The following is a 14,532-nucleotide window of genomic DNA, read 5'->3' as shown; positions in this document are numbered from 1 at the left end:
TTCCCGGCCTTACTATTCATAAACTATAGATTATAAGTGGTAATAACAAACATGATTAAAGGCTCATCTCCCGTATTTTCAATAGAATGGTAACCTATAGAATTAATAGCCGTAATATCTCCTTTCTGAAGAATTTTCTTTCGTATAGGCCCCTCAACACCAGCTCTTTCACGATATTCTCCGGTTCCATGCACTACTACGTACAGTTCCTGCTCATTTCTTTGATTATGCGTATGAAATCCGGATTCATCACCTTTATTCAACAAAACCATATAAGCAGCCAGACGATTATGAGCTAATTCCTTCTGATCAAACATCTGCAGCATATATACAGTTCCGTTTCCACCATACATATTCTCACGTTTATCCATTTGTGTAATGGTGCGTTCATTCTTTTCAAATGCCATTACGTAAAGATTGATGTATTTTGAAACTTCCCGAATAATGTGATCGAATTCTGCTCCTTCAGATAATATAACTGTATCAGACATGTGAGTTTAAAGTTTAAGGTTTAAAGTTGATGGTCAAAAAATTAGCTTTGCTGCATCAGGTGAATTTCAGCAAGAAGGTCTTTAAAATAATTTTCACATTTCGCAATATGAGTTCCATACCAGGAAAATGCTTCACCATCTACGATCATTATCTTTTTATCAGGAAAGAAAGCCTGCAGTTCTTCAATATGTTTTTCTTTAAACGGAAACGGTTCAGAAGAAAGCATGATGACATCTGCATCTGCAAGATCTTCAGTCGTAATTTGAGGGTAACGGGTTTTATCCTTGAAAATATTCTCAAAGCCAATCTCTGATAAAATCCTATGAATAAACGTATCTGAACCAATGGTCATATAAGGGTTCTTCCAGATAAGATAGGCTGCTTTCACAGGTGTTTCCAGCTTGGCCTGGCTCAGGATTTCATATATTTTAAGATTAAAAAGCTGGGCTCTTTCTTCCTTTCCGAAAAGTTTTCCAAGACTTTTAAGCAGGTAATAATTGTCCTCAATCGTTTCTACATTGGTGACCATTACCTTGAAGTCATCCATCAAAGCTTCTACCTGATCTTTTACATTCTCTTCCTTATTGGCAAGAATGAGATCCGGCTGCAGCATTTTTATTTTCTCAATATTGATATTTTTGGTCCCGCCGATTACTGATACATTTTTTATTTTATCCTGAGGGTGAATGCAGAATTTTGTTCTCCCGATCACTTCATTTTCGGTGAGTCCAAGGTCAAATAAAGCCTCAGTAATAGAGGGTACAAGTGAGACGATTTTCATATTGGCATGTTAGATGATGCCTAAAATTACAAAAGTTTTCCGGTTAAGAAAAGTCCGGCTACAGTAAAATAGATAATAAGTCCTGTAACATCCACCAATGTTGCTACAAAAGGAGCAGAAGAGGTAGCTGGGTCAAGATTTAATTTCTTTAAGACAAACGGGATCATAGAACCGGATAGTGTTCCCCACAATACAATGGCAATCAGGGAAACAGAAACACTTAATCCGACATAAACCCAATATTGGCCATAATCAAAAAGACCAATCTGCTGCCAAAGCATAATTCTTATAAAACCAATTACTCCCAAAATAGCTCCAAGACATAATCCGGAGATAATTTCCTTTTTCATGACATACCACCAGTCCTTAAGACTGATCTCCTGAAGCGCCATTGCACGAATAATCAACGTTGCTGCCTGCGATCCGGAATTTCCTCCACTGGAAATAATCAACGGAACAAATAAGGCCAGCACAACAGCTTTCTCAATTTCTTTATCAAAATAGCCCATTGCAGAAGCTGTCAGCATTTCCGAAACGAATAAGATGATCAGCCAGGTTGCCCTTTTTTTGATCATTTCAGTCCATGAGGTCTGTGTATAGGGAAGATCCAATGCTTCCAATCCCCCGAACTTCTGAATATCTTCCGTATTCTGTTGTTCAATCTGATCGAGGATATCATCAATCGTTACAATTCCTACCAGCACACCGGCTTCCGTAATAATGGGAAGAGCGCCACGGTCATACTTTTCGAAATAAGTCACCGCGTCTTCTTTGGAAGTTGTAGTGGTAATCGCCACGAAATGATTGTCTGTGATATCAGAAACCAGCGTGTCTTCCTCTTCCAACAGTAAAGTTCCGATAGCAAGGTCATCAATCAGGCGGTTTCTTTCATCCACCACATATAGATAGTTCATGGTTTCCACTCTTTTTCCTACCTTTTTGATCTGCTGAAGACACCTTTTTACCGTCCATTCCTTACGGATCTGAATATAATAAGGAGTCATCAGACGGGCAATAGAATCTGAGTTGTAGCCAAGAAGCTTTAAAGCAATTCTTCTTTCCTGCGGGTTAAGATGATTGATGGAATATTTGATAAGCTCATCCGGGAAGTCCTCGAAAAGAGCGGTCCTGTCATCCGGAGTCATTGCATTCAGAATTTCAGAAACCTCATCGCTTCCGATACTTCTGATGGTATCTTCTTGAAAATCAGGGTCAAGGTGTGAAAAAACTTCTGCTTTGTACTCTTTCGGAACCTTCAGGAACGCAAGCAGCCTCTCATCAGCAGGAAGTTCGCTGAGAGTTTCGGCAATATCGGCAGGGTTGAAGATAAGTTCGTCTCTAGAATTCAAAACGTGAATTTTTTTTGGATATGCAAAAATAATTCAAATTTTTAAGACTAAGCAATAAACTGGGAAAATTAAGGATTAATTAAAGTTTAGTGCTTCAGTATAAGAGCAAAAAAACACCCGTCGGAACGGATGTCAAAAATTAAATTTAAAATTCCAATATTCTTTAAATTGGTTCACATTCTGAAGTAGGAATGTATGTACAGACAGCGTTTGTACAGCATTGGTATGGTCCGCAATCAGAATTGTCACCACACTTTTTTACTCCGCTTCCTTTAATATTTTTTTGCTCCAGCCTGTTCAGCCTCTTAAGATTTGAATTCTTCATGGTGATCAAATATAGTTAAGATTAAGGCTCTATCGGACAGTCATGATCAAGACATTCTCCATTGCAGCAATATCCCACAGAACATGGTCTTGTTATACTGCATCTGAAGGGGCCGATACCACCATTGATTTGTTTTGCAGCTTCTCTGCTGAGTTTCTTTAAGTTTTTCATATAGTTTGGATTTAATGTGAAACTAAAATAGTAAATATTTTTATATTATTCATTTTGTGGTGAAAATATTTTACTATAAATCAATATTTTATTTATTTTTTTAAATAAAAAAACACCTACAAGTGCAGGTGTCTGTAATGATCATATATTATTCCAGGGGACATGGATTTAGAACGCAGATGTTATGACAACATGATCCGCCCGGACATTCGTAATGTTCCGTACATCTTTTGAAAGGCCCGCTGCCTTTAATTTCCTTTTGTACTTGTCTGCTGAGTTTTTTTAGATTTTTCATGAAATTTGATTTTATGTGAGTTAGTTAAGTTTTATATTTTTATTCAAGACAGATGAATGGTGAGCAAATGCCATAGCAGCAATATCCTACGGCACATGGATTACTGTCACTGCATCTTTCAATGGATCCTCCATTGATTTGCTTAGATTTTTCCCGGCTGAGTTTCTTTAGATTTTTCATGAGATTTAAATTTTAATATTGAACTAAAATAGTAAAAAATATTTATTAATTCCTTATTTGGTGAAAATATTTAATTGTTAATCAGTTGTTTATAAAGTGTTTTGCATTAAAAAGCACCTGTTTATAAGTATAAACAAGTGCTTTATTTAACATGAAAATATTTATAATTCAGGACATGGATAAGCTACACATACTCTGTGACAGCATGATCCACCCGGACATTCAAAATGATATTGACATTTCTGAAGACGTACAATACTTCCTAAGACTTCTTTCTGACTGTTTCTGCTCAGTCTTTTTAAATTTGAATTTTTCATAATCATTTAGATTTAAGATAAAACTAAACTAATGAAAGTGTTCAAAGTGTTGATATACATGTAGATAATCTGCAGGATGACGTCTATAAAAGAATTATGAATTATGAATTATGAATTATGAATTATGAATTATGAATTATGAATTATGAATTATGAATTATGAATTTGTTTGGTATGTACATTGGGCACATCACAAAAATTCACAATTGACTTGCGAAGCAAAATTGACCATTGATCATCAAAAGTCTTATATTCCAACCTTAAACTCAAAGCTCAGCTTCCGTTGGCTTCAGTTTTTTTAGTTTTTTTAGGATTCCCTTTATGGCTCCTTCAGTTCCTATTTTAATGGAGTTTACTGTTGAACCCAGCAGGCGCATATTTTTTCGGTAAGTGTCATAGTCTGTTTCCGTAACAAGATTGCCGTCGGAACCAAAAAGTTTCATGCTGACAACTACCTGATTGGAAAAAACATATTTTCCCAGACCTACTTTGAAATAGCGTACTTTGGAAACAATCGCAAAATCAGCATCGTTATTGATGCAGTAATCTGCAATTGTCTGCTTATCTATGCTATCAAAGGGAACCTGAACTTCCGCCCGGAGCATTTTATTTCTTCTGCTGCTGAAATTATCGGAAACAGCGTCAAAGAATGCATTGTTGGTAGGATCTTTTATCTCATCAATATCAGGCTCTACCTCGGGATTGAAGTATAGAACTTTTTTTATTTTGTCATCAGCGGCTTTCTGAGCTTTTACCGAAGTAATGCCGATAAATAAAAAAGTAGTAATTGCTGTAAAGAATATAATTTTTTTCATTTGTAATCCGAATGCAAAATTACTGCCTTTTCGTTGGATTGCATAAAATTTATTAAGAAATTTTTAACATTTTTTTCTATCAAATTTGATTTATGAAATCAATAATGTTTGCAGAATCAAAAAATAGTCGTAATTTTGCACCCGTTACATAATAATCATTAAACAATATTGGAATGTACTTAACAACAGACAAAAAGCAGGAAATTTTCGCACAACATGGAAAATCTGCACAGGACACAGGAAGCGCAGAAGGACAAATCGCTCTTTTCACTTTCAGAATCAACCACTTATCTCAGCACTTAAAGGCTAACCGTCACGATTTCAACACAGAGAGATCTCTAGTGAAATTGGTAGGTAAGAGAAAAAGTTTATTAGATTACCTTAAAAAGAAAGATATCGCAAGATATAGAGCTATTATTGCTGCATTAGGTTTAAGAAAATAATCTATAAAGATTTTCAAAATAAAAAGCAACTTCGAAAGAGGTTGCTTTTTTATTTTTACATAACAAGGGATTTTTAACCGTAAAAGAACAAAAGTTTCTTTAAGAAATTACTAAATGGTTGAGAAGTATACTTAAATTTCTTAAAATCTTTGATTTTCATGTTATAATAAAAGAATATTTAGATTCCGACGGAATGAGAAGTTGCATGGATAGACTATCGTCACAATTGTGTCATTCCATAGGAATCCAGAGACATTAATCTAACAAGAAAAGCATCAACAGAAATTCAATCCTCACAAAAATATCAACCTAGGGAGCGAAAATTCCCCTCCCTTGAGGGTGGGCGAAAATTCAAAGAATTTTTGAAGGGGAGGTTTACAACATTCCTACTCAGCCTTCTTCCCAATTTTCCCCAAATGCGTATTCTGAAAACTATCCGGATATTTCAATCCATAGCCCAGAATTCTGTCAAAAGCGGAATGAGAAAATAAAATGGCTCCAATCATCTGTAAATAGGGAAGGGATAAGGCTGTTCCTGCAAAATAAACAATGATAGCCACTCCAAAATGATGGAAGAGATTATAGAAAAAAGCCCCTGCTTTATTATTAACAGTATATCCCAGCATTGAAATGTCCGGTGCAAGGAATAGTCCTGCAAACCACCACCATGAATATCCTGTTTGGGCAAAAGCATAGGCTCCTAATAACAGAAATGCTGTGTATTCAAGTTTTAACTGTATTTTCATTGTAATTGCATTAGGTTTAGGATAGGTTTCTTATTTCAGGAGAAAGTTACATGAATTGATTTAAAAAAAGCGGAATATGTTGAGATATTCCGCTTTGTATATTTTGATATAATTTATTTTAATGCCCTGATTTGGCTTCGGTGCTTTCCACATGACCCAGATATTTGGTACAGTAAGCACCAAATATCAGAATAACCAGATAGCAGAATACAGGAATGATAAATGAGTGCTGTACTCCAAACTGATCTGCAAGATACCCCTGGAAGATAGGGACTATAGCGCCTCCCAGAATAGCCATTACCACCAAGGAAGATCCCTGACTGGTATATTTACCAAGTCCTGAAATTGCTAATGTATAAATGTTAGAAAACATAATAGAGTTGAAAATTCCGATCCCTAAAATGCTGTACATTGCCAGTTCACCATGATTCACCATAGCAGAAATCAATAATACTACATTGATGGCTGCGAAGATGGATAATGTTCTTGCCGGAGCTGCTTTACCAATGAAAAAGGCAATGAAATTCAGAACAATAAATACAAGGAAAAAGCTGATCTGAGAGAAAGTAAGATTTACAATGCTGAAGATCACAAGGAAAACAGCTCCTGCTGCTCCCAGCATATAAACAGCTTTTTTGCTCTGGCTTAAGGACTGATTTAAAGAGATAGCCCCCAGAAAACGGCCGATCATCGCTCCACCCCAATACATGGAAAGGTAATTTTTACTGATGATTTCATTAAAACCCATGATCTGAGGTTGTTCCAGGAAACTAATGATAAAACTACCCACCGCTACTTCTCCACCCACATAGCAGAACATAGCAAATACACCAAATTTCAGGTGGCTGAATTCAAGAGCTCCCCAACCTTTTACAATTTCCTCTTCCCCCATCTGGAATGACGGAAGTTTAACTCTGGAAATCAATAAGGCTACCAGCAGGAGAATACCCGCAAAAATAAGATATGGAATTCTTGTTGCTACTGCACTGAATGATCCATCCGGAGACGAGAAAAATTCAAAAATAAGGTGGCCTCCTAACACAGGAGCAATCGTAGTTCCGAATGCATTGAATGCCTGAGTCATATTCAGACGGCTGGAAGCAGATTCTTCACTTCCCAGTAACGAAACATACGCATTGGCAGTGATCTGAAGTACCGTAAAGCCTAGTCCCAAAATAAACAAAGCTCCCAAAAACAACGGATAATATGAGAAAGTAGCTGCCGGATAAAACAGAACACAGCCGAAAGCTGCCAGAAAAATTCCGAACAGGATCCCCTTTTTATATCCTAATTTATTGATTGGATCTCCCTTCGTAATGGAGATCAGGAAATAAATCAGTGATCCGATAAAGTAAGCCCCGAAAAAACAGAACTGCACCAGCATGGATTCGAAAAAGGTAAGATTGAAAAGTTGTTTCAGATAGGGAATCAGAATGTCATTCATACAGGTGATGAATCCCCACATAAAAAATAGCAGGGTGATGGTAATCAACGGAACCGTATAATTCCTGCTTTGCGATGGTACTTCTTTATTAATCATAAACATTTATTTATCTGGATAAGGATAATTCCTTAACTTTTTTAAACCTACAGCATTGTAATTGGTGAAGTAGGGCAAATATAGGGATCAGCCTATTGGTTTGCAATAATTTTAATAATTTTTAAAATGAAATAGATACTTTTTTTCACATTAAGATATTATTTTCATTTTTTGAGACAATAATACAAAAACGGCAGGATTTTTCAATGCATTATCTTCAAAAAACACTTTTTTATTTTCACAAATGATGAATAAACAGTAATTGCAGATACATTTTTTTGAATCTTTCATCAACTGATAGCCAATTTTTTGTATTTTGACAGTCTATTTATGCAATTGAAAAATTTAATATTTCATTATTATATAGTACCTTTGCACACGAAATTTAAAGAGTTTAAATATTAATTCATACTCAATACGGAGTATTAAGAAGACAAATTTATGAGTATACCTCAAGCGTTTACAGAAATGATTACTCTTGCAGATGGCAGAGAAATCACTATCGAAACAGGGAAATTGGCCAAGCAGGCTGACGGATCTGTGGTAGTAAAAATGGGTGGAACAATGCTTTTAGCAACTGTTGTAGCCAATAAAGAAGCAAATCCTGGTGTAGATTTTTTACCATTAACAGTTGATTACAGAGAAAAATTCTATGCAGGTGGAAGAATTCCTGGAAACTTCTTCCGTAGAGAAGCAAGACCTTCAGATCAGGAAATTTTAACGATGCGTTTGGTGGACAGAGTTTTACGTCCGCTTTTCCCTGAAGATTTCCATGCTGAAGTTCAGGTGATGATTTCATTAATTTCTTATGACGGAAAAACAATTCCTGATGATTTAGCAGGTTTGGCAGCTTCTGCGGCTATTGCTATTACAGATATTCCTTTCAACGGACCAATGTCTGAAGTAAGAGTTGTAAGATTTGACGGAGTGCTTTCTATCAACCCAAGCTATGAAGAATTGAAAAATTCTGAGTTAGACATCATGGTTGGAGCTACCAAAGACTCCATCGTAATGGTAGAAGGAGAAATGAAAGAAATTTCTGAGCAGGAAATGTTAGAAGCTATTAATTTTGGTCATGCTGAAATTAAAAAGCAAATTGAAGCTCAGGAGAGATTAGCAGAAAAAGTAGGAAAAGCTTTCCCTAAGAGAGAATATTCTCACGAAACTCATGACGAAGAAATTCGTGAAAAAGTATGGAAAGAAACTTACGATAAAGTATATGAAGTAGCAAGAACTCCATCCGGAAAAGAGGAGAGAGGTGAAAAATTCAAAGCGGTTCGTGAAGAATTCCTTGCTCAATACGCTGATAATGAAGAAGAACTGGAAAGAGTAACTCCTTTCGTAAAAGTATATTACCATGACGTAGAAAAAGAAGCAATGCGTCAGATGATCCTTGAAGACAATATCCGTCTTGATGGCCGTGATCCTCAAACGATCCGTCCAATCTGGTCAGAAATTGATTACCTTCCTGGAGCTCACGGTTCTGCAGTGTTTACAAGAGGTGAAACTCAGTCTTTAACAGCAGTAACTTTAGGTTCTGTGAAAGATGCAAACATGGTAGACAGCGTAATTACGCAGCACGACGAGAAATTCTTCTTACATTATAACTTCCCTCCGTTCTCTACAGGTGAAGCAAGACCTCTAAGAGGAACTTCAAGAAGAGAAGTAGGACACGGTAACCTTGCTCAGAGAGCATTACAGGCTGTAATCCCTGAAGAAAATCCATATACAATCAGAATTGTTTCTGATATCCTTGAATCAAACGGTTCATCTTCAATGGCAACAGTGTGTGCAGGAACATTAGCACTAATGGATGCAGGGGTACAAATTACAAAACCTGTTTCTGGTATTGCTATGGGATTGATCACAGATGCAAAGTCTGGTAAATTCACTGTACTTTCTGATATCTTAGGAGATGAAGATCACCTTGGAGATATGGACTTTAAAGTAACAGGTACTGCAGATGGTATTACAGCTTGTCAGATGGATATTAAAATCCAGGGACTTTCTATGGACATCATGGAAAAAGCATTGATGCAGGCCAGAGACGGAAGACTACACATCTTAAATAAAATTACTGAAACTATTTCTGAACCAAGAGCAGACGTGAAGCCTCACGCTCCGAAAATGGTGGTGATGGAGATTTCTAAAGACTTCATTGGTGCTGTAATCGGGCCTGGAGGAAAAATCATTCAGCAGATGCAGAAAGATACAGATACCGTTATTGCTATTGAAGAAGTTGGTGAGATCGGACGTATCGAGATTGCAGGAACAGATAGAGAGAAAATCAATGCTGCTGTTGCAAAAATCAACGAAATTACATTCGTACCGGTTGTAGGAGAAGTTTACAAAGGTAAAGTAGTAAAAGTAATGGACTTCGGTGCTTTTGTAGCAATTGCTAAAGGTACAGAAGGGCTTCTTCATATTTCTGAAATTGAATGGGCTCGTCTTGACAAAGTTCCTTATGCTGAAGGTGATGAAGTAGAAGTGAAGTTCATGGGTTATGATGACCGTAAGAAAATGAAACTTTCAAGAAAAGTTCTTTTACCAAGACCTCCGAGACCAGAAGGACAAGGTAGACCAGAAGGGCAAAGAAGACCAGAAGGACAGGGAAGACCTGAGGGACAAAGAAGACCTGAAGGACAAAAACCACAAGGTGAAAGACCAGTGGAAAACGAAACTCCTTCTAACGAAGCTTAATAAGATTCATTCTTAAACATAAAAAATCCCTCAATTTGAGGGATTTTTGCTTTTTATAGGTCATTGCGAGAAAAGAATAAAAGAAATATTTATGACAAGTCTCCTAAATTATCATTTAATAATTGTTGTAGTAACTTTCGAGCATTAATAAGTTCTTTAAAAACATTGTTTGTAGCAAGTTCTGCTCTTCTTTTTGCAGTACTGAACTTTGAAGTAAGATGAGTTCTAATCGCAATTAATGAATTCAAGAAACTTGAAACTCCATCTAGTGCACCCTCTATACCGATAATAAGTGATGGAACAATTTCTATTATTTCATTTTTAATTTCTTTATGATCAGATTTAATTGTTTTTAGGATTAATTCAGAATAAGACTCTATCACATTGCTAATGGAGGTCTTAAATTCAGGTAACAAATTTTCGAAATCAACAGAATAATTATCTAAATCTTTAGCATAATTATTGGTGATCTTCTTTGCTCTAATTAGTCTGAATTTTTCATCTTTGATTTGATTTATTATTTCTAATTGATTTGTTTTTTCAGTAGTCTTTGATGTAAAAAAGCCTATTACATTTGTTATTTTATTAGTTGATAGTGTTAGGTCTTGTAGAGAGCTATATGCTTTTTCCATATCTTCTAACAAATCGATATTTTCTGTACTATATTCTCCATCATCAATTTTTTGAGCTAATAAATCATATTTGTCATAATTCTGAGATATAGTGTTTTTTTCAAATTCAGAATTTTCATTATTTGATGACTTTTTCTCTTTAGAAAATTTATCTCTAATTAAGTTAGCAAGATTTAATTGTAACGTTTTCTTTAAATCTTCGGTCTTTTCAAACATACTATAATATACTCCATCTTCATTTGCTATTCTTGATTTAAATTCTTTAACTTTTTTAAATTGCTCTAAATCCAAATTATACATATTAACTTCTTGGTTTTTAAAGTACATTAAAATGTGTGTGTTTTCCGAATCACGATCAAATTTAATTTTAGCTCTTTCATATTCTTCTAAAGTTCCAGATTCGAAACGATTAGTTGGAGTTCCGAAGCGTTGCCAAAATATACCTAAGAAAATGTCATATTCATCATTAATTTGCTTATTTATTACATCTTGAGCATCCTCACCTTTACCTGGATAAGTATTTCTTTCCCAGTTTACAATCTCAAATTTCAAATCTTTGTCTTTACCAATGAGTTCATCAAGATCGTCTTTTAAACCAAAAATCATTTCTCTTTCTGCTGATACATCCCCTGGTGATGCCAAAAAAATTCTTAGAACATTTACTGTTTTCATTTAAATTATAGTTTCAATAAAGTTACGGATGATAAATTAATATTCCAATTCATTGATATGATGTGATGTACATGTTACTAAAAATTTGATCTAGTAATTTAACGATTATGATAAAATCTCTGTATGTTCAAGTTGTCCAACTTTCTAAACTAAAATTAACTTCCCACTCTCTGTTTCAGATCCTCAGCACCTCCTGTTTTTCTCGGCTGCCCGTTTTTAGAAGAACCAAAATTGTACGTATAAGAAAGCGTCACCACACGGGTATCTCTTTTTACGGCAAAGTTTTCGAGATAATCATTATAAACGGTTTGTCCCTTTATATTACTTGTAAAGAACATATCGGTGAAAGATAATTTCAGGGTGCTGTTGTTTTTGAATTTCTTCTGAGCCCCGATATTCAGATACCAGTTAGGACTTATATCCAGATAAGCATACACTTCTCTTGCCTTATAATTTCCGGTGAGTTCAGCAGTGAAGCCATTCCCTAGTTTGAAAGAATGGATACTGTTGATACTGAATGTGAAATTCCCCTTGTTGTTGATTTGAGTTCCAGAAACATTTCCGGTATATGATCCATAGTAGAAATTAGCACTGTTGTTCATATCCCACCACTTTGTCACCTTTACAGGAGCAATAATATTTAACCCGAAATAAGATACAGAATTTAAATTTTCAATAGTTTGTACTGTAACCACCTGTCCGTTTTCTACCACAGGTTTAAGGATATCTGTGATATTATTAGATGTTTTGCTGTAGCTTAATGTTGCAAAATATTTGTTGCTCAGGCTGTAAGTCAGCTCATAATTCATTGTAGTTTGTGCATTCAGATCAGGATTTCCTGCTTTAAGTGTCGTAGGATCAAGATAAAATTTAAAAGGATTCAGCTGGTTATAGCTGGGTCTTGTGATCCTTCTGCTGAAATTAACTTCCAGGTTGCTTTTTTCTGTCAGGTCATAAGAAAAAACGGCACTTGGAAACAATTGTGTGTAATTTCTTTTGTTGATTTGATGGGTGGTAAGCTGGGTTCCTTTTACATTCGTGTTTTCCATTCTTAATCCTGCTGTTGCTTTGAACTTTTCCCATTTTTTAGAGACATTTCCATACACCGCATTAATATTTTCTTCGTAAATAAAATGATTGGTTTTGGAAAGATCAGGAATGAGAGTACCAGAACTTGCGTTGAAGAACTTCAGGTCATTATCTGTTTTTACAAAGCTGGTTTTAATTCCCGTTTCCAGCTTCCATTCATGTTTAAAATTCTTGGTAAGATCAGATTTTAAAGAATAAATATTCAGTTTTCCATCCATATCACCTTTTATGATATCCAGATTATCCGTTCCGCTGGCTATGTCATGCGTTTGGGTATCAAAACTTTGCAGCGAAGAATTTGCATAATTAATGTAGTCAAAATCAGTAGAGATTTCAGAGCCTAACGAATCAATCGTGTATTTATGATTAAGGTTGAATGAAAGATTGGTCCAGCGGTCATTTGATCTGTTGACGGTAGTGAATGAGCTTTCAGGCAGATGGTTGCTTCCCAGAGTCACATTGGAATTATCTCCGTTCACATTGAATTTGTTGGAAACCAGCCCTACAGAAAACCCAAGTACATTTTTATCATTCAGATAATAATCCATTCCTGCCTTGGCAACATGGCTGTTGAATTTAAATTTCAGATAATTATCCTGTACATATGCTTTTTTAAAATTGTTGGCTTCATAGAAGTTTCTGTCCAGTACCAGACCATTGTATGCTTCTCTGTAGGCAAAGCTGTAATTTCCGAAAATATTGATTTTCTTATTTCGGTGGTTAATGCTGAAACTGTTATTGTTTTTCACATATTTACCCGTTCCTAAAGACGTGGAAGCACTTCCGTTGGTTCCTTTTCTCTGTTCTTTTTTAAGCTTAATATTAATGATTGCGGATCCTGCAGCATCATATTTGGAAGAAGGATTGGTAATGAATTCTATCTTTTCAATGGTAGAGGATGGAATTCCCTTAAGATAATTGGCAAGGTCGCTTCCGGTCATCGGTGTATTTTTGCCATCAATCTGAATCAGAAGATTTCCTTTTCCGCGGAGGCTGATATTATCATTATTGTCAATACTCACTCCCGGAGCTTTTTCCAGGACTTCAAAAGCAGAATTTCCGGTGCTGGCAATACTGTTTTCAACGTTCATGATCATTTTTCCGTCCTGTCTTTCAATAAGAGGTTTGGTTTTGGTAATCGTTACGCCTTCAATAGATTTTACATTCAGGTCTATGGAAGGGAGCGTCATATTTTCAGCCAAGGAAATATTTTCAGAATGATAAACTTCAGCGCCATTTTTATTGATTTTTACCTGATAAGTTCCTTCTTTTAAATCATTAAAATTAAATTTACCATTACTATCGGCAATTTCTGTTTTGATTAACTGATGATCTGCATTAAAGAGATTGATCTCCATCTGCTCGGCATTGCCGGATTTTATATTTCCGGACAAGGATAAACTCTGTGCAGCCTGTTGGGCAGAATATCTGCTGCTGAACGAAATCAGTATACAGATAAAAATAAATGAGAGTATTCTGGTCATAGCTTTTACTTTTTAGGGTTAAGACAGTTTTCTGAAATTTTCAGTAAAGCTGAATACATGACTTCCAGTTCCTCATTTTTAATACCCTTTAAAGCCGTTTTACGGTTCTTCTCCACGATATTCTGAACCTCTCTGATTACTTTTACTCCGGAATCTGTTACTTCCAGATTGGTTTTTCGGCGGTCTTCAGGATGAACATGTCTTGCGATGTATTCGGATTTTACCATTAAATCAATAATCCTTGTGACAGAAGCATTGTCTTTGAAAACAAGATCACCAATCTCATTCTGGGTAATTCCCGGGTTTTCCAGAATCGCTTTGATGATAAGCCACTGATCAATTGTGATCGTATAACCATGGGCCTTCAGCTGTCGCTGAGCATAGTTTCTATAGGCTCTGATTGCTTTGTCTATGTTGTAGAATATAATTGAATTTAACTTTTCCATATTTCAAATTTAAAATGACTTATCAATTATTGATATATCAACTAATTGGTAGAAT

Annotated in this window: 16 protein-coding genes; 2 read left to right on the top strand and 14 right to left on the bottom strand. The window is 35.6% G+C overall.

Annotated features, from left to right (window positions below; translation table 11 throughout):
- Positions 1-23 precede the first annotated feature (23 nt).
- The 9 genes from OL225_RS13240 to OL225_RS13200 all read right to left on the bottom strand — a co-directional run bounded on the left by OL225_RS13240 (position 24) and on the right by OL225_RS13200 (position 4,725).
- Complete coding sequence (locus tag OL225_RS13240) at positions 24-491, bottom strand: cupin domain-containing protein (RefSeq protein WP_264518573.1); 468 nt, start codon at positions 489-491, stop codon at positions 24-26.
- Between the two features lie 41 nt (positions 492-532).
- Positions 533-1,273, bottom strand: coding sequence for an ABC transporter substrate-binding protein (locus OL225_RS13235; RefSeq protein WP_264518572.1), 741 nt, complete (start codon positions 1,271-1,273; stop codon positions 533-535).
- A 26-nt stretch (positions 1,274-1,299) separates the two neighbouring features.
- Positions 1,300-2,622 carry a magnesium transporter gene (gene mgtE / locus OL225_RS13230; protein WP_047377117.1) on the bottom strand — a complete coding sequence of 441 codons (1,323 nt, stop codon included), beginning with the start codon at positions 2,620-2,622 and terminating at the stop codon, positions 1,300-1,302.
- A gap of 163 nt (positions 2,623-2,785) precedes the next feature.
- Positions 2,786-2,947 carry a hypothetical protein gene (locus tag OL225_RS13225; RefSeq protein ID WP_264518571.1) on the bottom strand — a complete coding sequence of 54 codons (162 nt, stop codon included), beginning with the start codon at positions 2,945-2,947 and terminating at the stop codon, positions 2,786-2,788.
- A 21-nt stretch (positions 2,948-2,968) separates the two neighbouring features.
- Entirely contained in the window at positions 2,969-3,118 is a 150-nt protein-coding gene (locus OL225_RS13220) for a bacteriocin-like protein (protein ID WP_158521347.1), read from the bottom strand.
- A 148-nt stretch (positions 3,119-3,266) separates the two neighbouring features.
- Positions 3,267-3,413, bottom strand: coding sequence for a bacteriocin-like protein (locus tag OL225_RS13215; protein WP_156118410.1), 147 nt, complete (start codon positions 3,411-3,413; stop codon positions 3,267-3,269).
- 39 nt (positions 3,414-3,452) lie between these two features.
- Positions 3,453-3,593 carry a bacteriocin-like protein gene (locus OL225_RS13210; protein WP_156118409.1) on the bottom strand — a complete coding sequence of 47 codons (141 nt, stop codon included), beginning with the start codon at positions 3,591-3,593 and terminating at the stop codon, positions 3,453-3,455.
- Between the two features lie 161 nt (positions 3,594-3,754).
- Positions 3,755-3,910: a hypothetical protein gene (locus OL225_RS13205; protein WP_156118408.1), complete on the bottom strand. Its 156-nt coding sequence runs from the start codon at positions 3,908-3,910 to the stop codon at positions 3,755-3,757.
- Between the two features lie 266 nt (positions 3,911-4,176).
- Entirely contained in the window at positions 4,177-4,725 is a 549-nt protein-coding gene (locus OL225_RS13200) for a hypothetical protein (RefSeq protein ID WP_047377116.1), read from the bottom strand.
- 173 nt (positions 4,726-4,898) lie between these two features.
- On the opposite strand from OL225_RS13200, the gene rpsO reads away from it, so the two are divergent.
- Positions 4,899-5,168, top strand: coding sequence for a 30S ribosomal protein S15 (gene rpsO / locus OL225_RS13195; protein WP_045494446.1), 270 nt, complete (start codon positions 4,899-4,901; stop codon positions 5,166-5,168).
- Between the two features lie 386 nt (positions 5,169-5,554).
- Here the strand turns inward: rpsO and OL225_RS13190 are convergent, their stop codons facing one another.
- Entirely contained in the window at positions 5,555-5,914 is a 360-nt protein-coding gene (locus tag OL225_RS13190) for a DUF4260 domain-containing protein (RefSeq protein ID WP_264518570.1), read from the bottom strand.
- Positions 5,915-6,032: 118 nt separating this feature from the next.
- On the bottom strand, positions 6,033-7,454 hold the full coding sequence (locus OL225_RS13185; protein WP_047377207.1) for a sugar MFS transporter: 1,422 nt from the start codon (positions 7,452-7,454) through the stop codon (positions 6,033-6,035).
- Positions 7,455-7,895: 441 nt separating this feature from the next.
- On the opposite strand from OL225_RS13185, the gene OL225_RS13180 reads away from it, so the two are divergent.
- Positions 7,896-10,154, top strand: a complete 2,259-nt coding sequence (locus OL225_RS13180) for a polyribonucleotide nucleotidyltransferase (RefSeq protein ID WP_047377114.1) — start codon at positions 7,896-7,898, stop codon at positions 10,152-10,154.
- Between the two features lie 89 nt (positions 10,155-10,243).
- Here the strand turns inward: OL225_RS13180 and OL225_RS13175 are convergent, their stop codons facing one another.
- From OL225_RS13175 to OL225_RS13165, 3 genes are all read right to left on the bottom strand, one after another.
- Positions 10,244-11,458, bottom strand: a complete 1,215-nt coding sequence (locus OL225_RS13175; RefSeq protein ID WP_264518569.1) for a hypothetical protein — start codon at positions 11,456-11,458, stop codon at positions 10,244-10,246.
- 155 nt (positions 11,459-11,613) lie between these two features.
- Complete coding sequence (locus OL225_RS13170) at positions 11,614-14,031, bottom strand: TonB-dependent receptor domain-containing protein (protein ID WP_264518568.1); 2,418 nt, start codon at positions 14,029-14,031, stop codon at positions 11,614-11,616.
- A 5-nt stretch (positions 14,032-14,036) separates the two neighbouring features.
- Complete coding sequence (locus OL225_RS13165; RefSeq protein WP_047377112.1) at positions 14,037-14,477, bottom strand: MarR family winged helix-turn-helix transcriptional regulator; 441 nt, start codon at positions 14,475-14,477, stop codon at positions 14,037-14,039.
- Positions 14,478-14,532: the final 55 nt, after the last annotated feature.

It is taken from the genome of Chryseobacterium viscerum, assembly GCF_025949665.1.
Taxonomy (GTDB): domain Bacteria; phylum Bacteroidota; class Bacteroidia; order Flavobacteriales; family Weeksellaceae; genus Chryseobacterium; species Chryseobacterium viscerum_A.
This window is presented reverse-complemented; position numbering and strand designations above follow the sequence as displayed.

Coding starts and splice junctions, on each gene's coding strand:
- OL225_RS13240 (WP_264518573.1), bottom strand. CDS start 491: ATGTCTGATACAGTTATATTATCTGAAGGAGCAGAATTCGATCACATT.
- OL225_RS13235 (WP_264518572.1), bottom strand. CDS start 1,273: ATGAAAATCGTCTCACTTGTACCCTCTATTACTGAGGCTTTATTTGAC.
- OL225_RS13225 (WP_264518571.1), bottom strand. CDS start 2,947: ATGAAGAATTCAAATCTTAAGAGGCTGAACAGGCTGGAGCAAAAAAAT.
- OL225_RS13220 (WP_158521347.1), bottom strand. CDS start 3,118: ATGAAAAACTTAAAGAAACTCAGCAGAGAAGCTGCAAAACAAATCAAT.
- OL225_RS13215 (WP_156118410.1), bottom strand. CDS start 3,413: ATGAAAAATCTAAAAAAACTCAGCAGACAAGTACAAAAGGAAATTAAA.
- OL225_RS13210 (WP_156118409.1), bottom strand. CDS start 3,593: ATGAAAAATCTAAAGAAACTCAGCCGGGAAAAATCTAAGCAAATCAAT.
- OL225_RS13205 (WP_156118408.1), bottom strand. CDS start 3,910: ATGAAAAATTCAAATTTAAAAAGACTGAGCAGAAACAGTCAGAAAGAA.
- OL225_RS13200 (WP_047377116.1), bottom strand. CDS start 4,725: ATGAAAAAAATTATATTCTTTACAGCAATTACTACTTTTTTATTTATC.
- rpsO (WP_045494446.1), top strand. CDS start 4,899: ATGTACTTAACAACAGACAAAAAGCAGGAAATTTTCGCACAACATGGA.
- OL225_RS13190 (WP_264518570.1), bottom strand. CDS start 5,914: ATGAAAATACAGTTAAAACTTGAATACACAGCATTTCTGTTATTAGGA.
- OL225_RS13185 (WP_047377207.1), bottom strand. CDS start 7,454: ATGATTAATAAAGAAGTACCATCGCAAAGCAGGAATTATACGGTTCCG.
- OL225_RS13180 (WP_047377114.1), top strand. CDS start 7,896: ATGAGTATACCTCAAGCGTTTACAGAAATGATTACTCTTGCAGATGGC.
- OL225_RS13175 (WP_264518569.1), bottom strand. CDS start 11,458: ATGAAAACAGTAAATGTTCTAAGAATTTTTTTGGCATCACCAGGGGAT.
- OL225_RS13170 (WP_264518568.1), bottom strand. CDS start 14,031: ATGACCAGAATACTCTCATTTATTTTTATCTGTATACTGATTTCGTTC.
- OL225_RS13165 (WP_047377112.1), bottom strand. CDS start 14,477: ATGGAAAAGTTAAATTCAATTATATTCTACAACATAGACAAAGCAATC.